6 protein-coding genes are annotated in these 8,089 nt (G+C 56.4%); 1 reads left to right on the top strand and 5 read right to left on the bottom strand.

Annotation, left to right across the window (positions count from 1 at the left end; all coding sequences use genetic code 11):
- Nucleotides 1–1,989 (top strand): glycosyltransferase (locus NW819_RS02750; RefSeq protein WP_414412814.1); only part of this gene is annotated, 1,989 nt, incomplete at its 5' end.
- Between the two features lie 60 nt (nt 1,990–2,049).
- On the opposite strand, the gene NW819_RS02745 is transcribed toward NW819_RS02750, so the two are convergent.
- The 5 genes from NW819_RS02745 to clpX all read right to left on the bottom strand — a co-directional run bounded on the left by NW819_RS02745 (nt 2,050) and on the right by clpX (nt 7,831).
- Nucleotides 2,050–2,559, bottom strand: a complete 510-nt coding sequence (locus tag NW819_RS02745) for a ribonuclease H family protein (protein ID WP_414412813.1) — start codon at nt 2,557–2,559, stop codon at nt 2,050–2,052.
- Between the two features lie 496 nt (nt 2,560–3,055).
- Entirely contained in the window at nt 3,056–4,162 is a 1,107-nt protein-coding gene (locus tag NW819_RS02740) for a phosphotransacetylase family protein (protein ID WP_414343695.1), read from the bottom strand.
- A gap of 78 nt (nt 4,163–4,240) precedes the next feature.
- Nucleotides 4,241–5,665, bottom strand: a complete 1,425-nt coding sequence (locus tag NW819_RS02735; RefSeq protein ID WP_414412812.1) for a TrkH family potassium uptake protein — start codon at nt 5,663–5,665, stop codon at nt 4,241–4,243.
- Between the two features lie 59 nt (nt 5,666–5,724).
- The gene (locus NW819_RS02730; protein WP_414329043.1) at nt 5,725–6,414 is read right to left on the bottom strand and encodes a potassium channel family protein; all 690 of its coding nucleotides are present in this window, start codon (nt 6,412–6,414) and stop codon (nt 5,725–5,727) included.
- Between the two features lie 70 nt (nt 6,415–6,484).
- Complete coding sequence (gene clpX / locus NW819_RS02725; protein ID WP_414329044.1) at nt 6,485–7,831, bottom strand: ATP-dependent protease ATP-binding subunit ClpX; 1,347 nt, start codon at nt 7,829–7,831, stop codon at nt 6,485–6,487.
- Nucleotides 7,832–8,089 lie beyond the last annotated feature (258 nt).

Here is an 8,089-nt window from a genome sequence, read left to right as displayed (position 1 = left end):
GGTGCTCGTCCCAAGTATATTGCCCTGGATGACATCTTCGCTTTTAAGAACAGCCGTTGCTTGACGGAGCTCTCCAGCTATGGCTACCGACTCATTTGCTGGGGAAATGTCCGCAAAGGCTTTGCCATCTTTAAAGACAGCAGAGCCACTCTTCCCATTCACTTCTTCACCATTGTTTTAGACGGAGAGCCGTACATTGAGCGCCACTACTCCACCCTCTGCGAGTTGGATAAGCTAGGGATCCCCTGGCAGTGGGTGGTGGTCGAGGGCGTTGCTGCCTTACGCCATGACACAGGGTGGAGCTTAGCCAACGGCGGCCGCATCCCTGAGGAATACCTCCAGGGGCACAGCTTGGATGGTACGGTCGAATACTTGAGGGACTTGGCAGCCAAAGACAGCCGTGTTCGGCTTGTTCAGAAGCCCGATGGCCAGTTTTGGGATGGCAAAATTGAAATGGTTAGGGCAGCCCAACCTGACTATCCCTGCTTGCTGTGGCAGTTGGATGCAGACGAAATTTGGACAGTCGAACAAATCCGGCGGGTTCATCGACGCTTTGAAGCAGATCCCACTCTAGAGGCGGCCCAGTTCTACTGTCGTTACTTCGTGGGCCCCAATCTTGTCCTGGACAACAAAGGTAAGTGGGGCAACAACCCCCAGATGGAGTGGTGGCGGGTCTGGAGATGGGATCCCTCTGAGTGCGAGTGGCAAACTCACGAGCCACCTGTATTGATCCGAAAGGGACGACTTCCCGAGAGGGTTCTGACCGCAGACCAAACGGAAGCAGAGGGCTTAGTGTTTGACCACTATGCCTATGCATTGCGAAAGCAGGTGGAGTTTAAGGAATCCTACTACGGCTACCAAGGAGCTGTCAGAGCTTGGGAAGAGTTGCAAAAAGCGGAAAAGCCCTGCTCCCTGCAGCCCTTTTTCCCCTGGGCATACGGGGATCCCTTGGTGGTAGAGGTGCGGCAACGTCTTCACCTATTTGTGGACGGGGTGTTCTTCCAGATGTTCCAAACTGGTATTGCTACAGTTTGGCGCAACTTACTGCGGGAATTGCCTCAGCTGGGGATTCGCATCACTTTCTACGATCGGGGTGGCATGGGAGAGCTACCCCAGGGTGTCGAGAGAATGCAGGGTCACCCCTTTAGCTACGCCCGCTGGGATGATCCTGAGTTGAGACAAGCTTTTATTTGGTCAGGGGCTGATGTTTTTATGAGCACCTACCATACATACCTGCCCTCTGACATTCCGCAGGTGCTCCTGCTCCATGACATGATCCCAGAAGTGCTGGGTTGGGATCTCTCAGATCCCATGTGGCGCCAAAAGCACGCAGCCCTTGAAGCAGCCGCTCGCATTGTAGCTGTTAGCCAAAACACGGCCTGTGACTTGCTGCGTCTAACTGGCAAAGAGGCAGTAGTAGCTTACCCTGGGGTTGACACCAGTGTATTCAAGCCGGATCCCTCAGCTATTCCCAAGCACTGGCTGCTGATTGGATGCCACCAAGGCGCTTACAAACGACAGGAGTTATTTTTTGAAGCTTATCAGCAGTGGTCCTATAAGCCTTTCCCTGTCCTTTGCACTCATTCCTGGTCGACTCCAGAGGCTTATCGACAGGCGGCAGCTCCGCAACCTGTTATGAATGCTTATCTAGATCTGCAGCAGTTGGTTCAAGCCTACCAGAATGCCGTGGCGCTGGTTTACCCAAGTGCATATGAGGGATTCGGGCTACCCGTATTGGAGGCCATGGCCTGTGGGACCCCTGTCATTATCTATCCCAACTCTGCCTTAGTGGAAGTAGGAGGAGAAGCTGCATTTTATGTAGAGGACTCTTTGTCGGACACCTTGGTTCAGGTTCTGGATCCCAAGTTGCGCGCTGAGAAAGTCAGGAAAGGCTTAGAGTGGGTTAAGTCTTTTACCTGGGAGCGCATGGCTAAAACCATCCAGGAAGTTCTGCACCTTGCAGTCAAGCCAAGCCTAACAGCCTTGTAGTCTTGGCAAGCATCTTGCTGCTAACCAGTTTCACAGTGCCCCCACTGCCGGTGTGAAACCTCAATCCCTAACTTCTGGAGGAAGGGTCACTCTGGCTCGAGCCTGGGCAACCAACCCATCCACGTACTCGTTCCAGCGCAGACCTTGGTGGGCTGGGATCCAAACCACCTGCACCTGAGGGCACTGCTGCTTTAGTTGATACAGTTCCTGAACCAGATCCAAGTTTTCCACCGGCCCGGTGCGCCGCCGCCACCCCTGCGCTGCCCAGCGATCCATCCAGTCGTTGTAGGTCTGTACGCAAAGGTGGGAGTCGCTGTAGATGGTATCTACGCCGTTGCCTTGGGTGTCACGGCAGTACCGCAAAGCCCGAATTAAGCCGGTCAGTTCCATGCGGTTGCTGGTGCTATCGGGATCCCCTCCCCAAAACTCTTCCACAATTTGATCATCTTGAACCACCACCACAGCCCATCCCCCTGGCCCCGGATTGGGAGAACATCCCCCGTCGGTGAAGATGCCACTGTGGGGGCAGGCAACCAGACGGCTGGGGCCCGCTCCTTTGCGGCTGTGCATCCGTGAAACCTTGGCCATGGTGCTCATCCGGCGCTAACGGCAACATTTGGGATCCCGGCTCGACAACAGACACTGCATCTTACCGCACAAGGGCGTGCCAGCACCACTATTTAGTGTATCTAGTTCCGGAAAAGTTCTACTTTACACTATCAGTAGTATAAACCTCGTCAACACCAGCTCACGTGACGTAAGGTTAGAGAGACAGGGAAATTCTGCCAAAACGGCGCGAACAAAAACCCCCAGAAAATCTGGGGGAGGAGTGGTGTGTTGAGGTGATGAATACTCGCATGATATCTCTCGAATTTGGTGAGTAGGCCAAACCGGCGAGAGATCCCTGCGTTTTTTTGCAGAAATCATTGCAGATACTGGAAAGCATCAGACACTAGAGACCAGCGCGTCAAAACTGAGCTTATTTCGTCTTGATCAGATATAGTGCTCAATCTCGAAGAAATATCTATTTAGACACCAAATATAGAGAAGCCAGTAATAACTTTTCTTATGCACCTACCGCCGACACTAGGGGTTGTGTCAAGCCCAAATGGGCATAGAGACGGGAAAAGTCAAAATTCGCTGACATTAGCTCTTGGATGCAGCGGACTTTCACCTCCTCGTGCAGGCGAATCTGCCCAAAAACCCGTTCGATGCGGTTGATGGTGGTGAAGGTGTCCAGATCCACCGAGAGGATCGGCACTTCCAGCTCTTCTGCTCGAGACTGAATGCGGGGATCCAGAGGGAGCTTGCCGGTCAAGATCAGGCAGAGGGTGGAAGTTTCTAGGGCGGCCAGTTGAATATCGGTGCGGTCTCCGCCGGTGATCACCGCCTTGTGATCCAGCTTACGGAAGTACTTCAAGGCCGAGTTGACGTTCATCGCCCCTACCGCAATGTCTTCAACCATCAGGTCCATCCGATCCGGACAGCAGAGCACCTCGGCATCCAGTTGCCGCACCAACTCCCCAACGCTGATGCTGCGCAAAATGCGATGGGAGGGCAAAATCCCCAGCACCGGGATCCCGTGTCCCTCCAAAAAAGGCCGAATGATCGTTTTTGCCGGTTGCATTTGGTCAGGTGGCACATCGTTCAGCAGCACGCCTGCCAAGCGGGATCCCAGTTGACGATGGACAAAGAGAAGAGAATCAACAGCCAAGGAGGAATGGTAGCGACTGATCAGCAGTACCGGAGCATCCAGGGCTTGGGCCATCTTGGCCAGCGACAGGCCAAACAATTCCCCCTCGTAAAGATCGGCTGGGCCTTCCAGCAGCACCAAATCGGCAGGGGAGCGCTGGACAAACTCCAACAGAGGGGCAACCGGGCACTCTGGAGCTGGATCCCCGGGAGCTCGCTTCATTTGAGCCAGCAAAGCCTCTTCGTTGAGCCGGAGCAGCATCGGCGGCATTTGATCCATCGTCAGCCGCAGAGACTCCGCCACAAAGCGCATATCCGGATCGCCCCCTTCCAGCGAGCAATCTTCCCGCTCGCAAGAACCGATGGGCTTCCCATAGGTGACTTTTATCCCTTGCTGCTGCAGATGCTTGGCCAAACCCAAGATGGCAGCCGACTTACCGCTGAAGGGCTCAGTAGAACCAATTAAAAGGAACTTGGACACGGATGGCTCCCGGTAACGAGAGGGACGAAGGGATCCCTTACTCAGTCTAACGGAGGCTGCTCTCTCCTCAGTTCTGGACTAACCGATTAGGATCGACTCTTCAGGGTAGGTTACCAACGGGCGGGGCTGTTGTTGAGCCAAGGCCAAGACAATCGTCAATGCCCCCAACCGGCCCCAGAACATCACCAGCACAATGATCAGTTGGCCAAACCAGTTGAGCTCCCCGGTAAAGCCCGTCGAGAGGCCGCAGGTGGCAAAGGCGGAGATCACCTCAAACAACACCGGATCCAACCTACTGTTACTGTGGGTCAGCAAAATCAACCAAGCCGCCAACAATACCACAAACAGAGAAACCGTTAACACCGCTGCCGCCTTGCGCACCATGGAGGGATCCAAGCTGCGCCCGGCAATCTGAGCGCTGGGCAAACCGCGGGCATAGCCCCAGAGGGCCAACACCAACACCGCCAAGGTGCCGGTGGTCATGCCGCCCCCCATAGAAGCTGGGGCTGCCCCAATAAACATGAGAGCCATCAGCAGCAACTGGCTTGCCGGGGTCAAATCCTCAATGGGGATCGCGGCAAACCCAGCCGTTCGGGCAGAAACCGACTGAAAAAACGTCAGGCCCAAGCGGTGGGGCCAGCTCACCTCCAGCAGGGATCCGCCGGGCAAGCTCTCTCCCAAAAACAAGCCAATGCCGCCCGTGCAGAGCAAAACCACCACCACGCCCAGGGTAATCCGGGTGTGCAGAGAGGGGCGGTGGCCCCGCGGCCAGGTTAACAAATCCGACAAAACCGGGATGCCCAAACCGCCGATAAAAATCAGACCGGCCAAAATCGCCAGCGACAGACCGTCTGTAGGGATCCCTTCCCGGCCAAACAGGTCGAATCCCGCATTACAAAAGGCGGACACCGCGTGAAAAATAGCCAGAAAAACCGCCCGCTCCGGCCCATAGAGATCCCGCCAGTGCACCCAGAGCAGCAGAGCCCCCCCCAACTCAATGAGGGTGACCCCCAGCAGCACCCGCCGAGTCAATTCCAAGATCGCCCCCGGATCGATTAGACCCAGCGAATTGCACAGCGCCAAGCGATTGAGCAGGGAAATGCGCCGCCCGATCAATTGAAACACCACCACCGCCAACACCATGAAGCCCACCCCGCCAATCTGAATCAGGATCAGCAGCACAATCTGGCCCAACAGGGTGAGATCCTCCGCCGCCACAATCGTCGAGAGCCCCGTCACGCTCAGGGCCGACATGGCCGTAAACAGCGCCTCATTCCAGCTCAAGGGATCCCCGCGCCCGATCCCCGGCAACATGAGCACCAGAGTTCCCACCACTGCCAAGAGCCCCAACCCTGTAACCAGGCGCAATGGCGGTGGCAGCGGGCGACGCCTGTCCCCCCCCAAAAACCACTGCAGACGATTCCCAAAGGCCCTAGAAGACTGAGACAATGCCGAGCCCGGTGTCGGCAGGTAGCGGGCGCGGGATGGCACCGGTGGAACCAAGCGCTCAGGCCCCTCCTCTCGCGGAAGCGGGGCGGAGTCCTCTCTCATCGGATCCCTCCCTACATTTCATTCAGCCGCGAGATGTTGGTATTGGCCCCCAGAACCACCAGCAAATCCCCCTTTTCCAGCAGGTAGTCTGCGGGGGGAGAGACCACCAGCGATTGCTTTCGCTTCACCACCAGCACCGTGATGCCGAAGCGGCGACGCAGATCCGACTCCGCCAGCGTATGGCCCACCAACGCCTCCGGCACCTGTAATTCCGTAATGCTGTAGCCCGGCTCCAGCTCTAGCTGATCTAGGATCCCCGGTGCTGTCAACACCTGAGCCAAACGGCGCCCTGCCTCTTGCTCCGGCAACACCACCCGATCTGCCCCCACTCGCAGGAGAATAGAGCGTTGCCGCTCGGTCGACGCCTTACAGACCACATTGCGCACCCCCAGACTTTTCAGGGCCACCGTCGTCAGCAAATTGCTCTCAAAATCGCTGCCAATGGCCACCACCACCGTGTCGAAGGAGAGGATATCCACCGCTCGCAGCGCATCTTCATCGCTGGAATCGAGTGCCACCACCTGCGTCAGCTGATCCGCCAGGCGCTGCACGATCTCACGGCTGCGGTCGATCCCCAAGACATTGTGCCCTCGCTCCATCAAGGTGAGAGCCAAGCTAGAACCAAAGCGCCCCAGACCAATTACCGCATATTCACGATCCACCCGCTGTCGTTCGCGCCAGCGGAACGCAGTCCCTGCCATAGGATCTCCTGCCCCCTCTTTCAAGAACAGATCATAAGTTCATCCAGCAGGGATCGGAAGGGCCGCGACTCTAGGCCGACTCAGGCTTGGGCAGCGTAGAGGGGTGAGGAATCAGCTCGCGGGTGGAACGGCGCTCCACCATCTCGGCGGTGATGCGGATGTATTTCAGGTCGCGGCGGGAGGGTGCCTCGTACATCACATCCAGCATTAGCTCTTCCACAATGGCCCGCAGGGCGCGAGCCCCGGTCTTGCGGCGATAAGCCTCTTTGGCAATGGCAGCAATGGCGGCAGGTTCGAACTCCAGTTCCACCCCGTCCATGCGCAACAGCTTCTGCGCCTGCTTGAGAATGGCGTTTTTGGGCTGCGTCAGGATCGCCTCCAGCGCCTTCTCATCCAGCGGATCCAAAGTCGCCACTACCGGGAGCCGCCCCGTGAATTCGGGAATCATGCCGTACTTGATCAAGTCTTCAGGCTCCAAAGCCTTGAGGGCATTGGCCATACGTTGCTCGCGGCTAACCGACAATTGCTCCCCTGGCTTGATAAAGCCCATCGATTTCTTGCCAATGCGCTGCTCGATTACTTTTTCCAGGCCAACAAAAGCCCCCCCGCAAATGAAGAGGATGTTGGAAGTGTCGATTTGAATGCAGTCTTGATAGGGGTGCTTGCGCCCTCCCTGGGGAGGCACGTTGGCTATTGTCCCTTCCAGCATCTTCAACAAAGCCTGCTGCACCCCCTCGCCGGAGACATCGCGGGTAATGGAGGGGTTCTCGCTTTTGCGGGCAATTTTGTCGATTTCGTCGATGTAGATGATGCCGCGCTGGGCCTCTTCTACGTCCATGTCCGCCACCTGCAGCAGGCGCAACAGGATGTTTTCCACATCCTCGCCCACATAGCCAGCTTCCGTAAGGGTGGTAGCATCTGCAACCGCAAAAGGCACATCCAACATGCGAGCCAGGGTTTCCGCCAGCAGGGTTTTGCCGGAGCCAGTGGGTCCAATGATCAAAATGTTGGACTTCTGTAGCTCCACCTCATCCAGTTCCGAAACTCCGACGCTACCGGGGTTGGCCTTGGCAGCCAGACGCTTGTAGTGGTTGTAAACCGCCACCGACAAAACCTTCTTAGCTTTTTCTTGGCCAATCACATATTGGTCGAGATAGCGCATGATCTCCTGCGGCTTGGGCAACTGCGCCAAAGAAGGCAGGCTGCGGGAGGATTTTTTAGGAGCTTCACGCCGGCCGCCGGCAGGGGCGGCAGCAGGAGGAGTGTTGCCGTCGTAGAGTTCCTCATCCAAAATCTCGTTGCAGAGCTCCACGCACTCGTCACAGATGTAGACCCCCGGCCCCGCAATCAACTTACGCACCTGATCCTGTGACTTGTTGCAGAAGGAGCACTTTAGATGGGAGTCATATTTGGCCATGGGATCCTCGTTGCTGCTTGCTCTTGGCTATCCTAATCCGGCAAAAGCCAGAAGAAAACTAAACCTTCCAATCCAGTCGCAAATTGGCTGCGAAAGCGTAAGGAGGCCGAAGTTGGTGGAATCTCACTGACCTACTAGTCTAGCATCTCCACTGGGCTCGTAGGGCCTGTTTCCGGATCCCCAAGGGGGCAGGGTGCCAAGAGATTCCCATGGGGATCAACTGGAAAGACTGGAGATATAGTCATTTCAAACTGGATT

This window comes from Synechococcus sp. R8-2 (assembly GCF_047461715.1).
Classification (GTDB): Bacteria; Cyanobacteriota; Cyanobacteriia; order Thermostichales; family Thermostichaceae; genus Thermostichus.
This window is presented reverse-complemented; position numbering and strand designations above follow the sequence as displayed.